At 57.2% G+C, this 208-nt stretch carries 1 pseudogene; it reads right to left on the bottom strand.

Annotated features, from left to right (window positions below):
* Nucleotides 1-208 (bottom strand): annotated as a pseudogene (locus KI811_RS18480) (hypothetical protein); the annotation flags it as partial.

Below are 208 nucleotides of genomic sequence, written 5' to 3'. Positions count from 1 at the left end.
TTGTCCATGACATCGCGCTTGTACACGTCATAGCCGAGGCCGCCGGCTACCTGGAGGCTCTTTGTCACGTCGTAGAATGCATCGACAAGAACTCCGTTGGTCTTGCCGTTATACCCCTGGTTGTTGTCGAGCTCGACATTGATTTGCAGCGGCTCAAACGGCCGCACACTGGTCCCGAGATGGTAGATGTGTCCGCGACCGCCGTTCC

It is taken from the genome of Geobacter hydrogenophilus, from assembly GCF_018501225.1.
GTDB classification, from domain to species: Bacteria; Desulfobacterota; Desulfuromonadia; order Geobacterales; family Geobacteraceae; genus Geobacter; species Geobacter hydrogenophilus.
The sequence above is the reverse complement of the archived record's forward strand: the minus strand, read 5'-3'. Positions and strand labels throughout refer to the sequence as shown.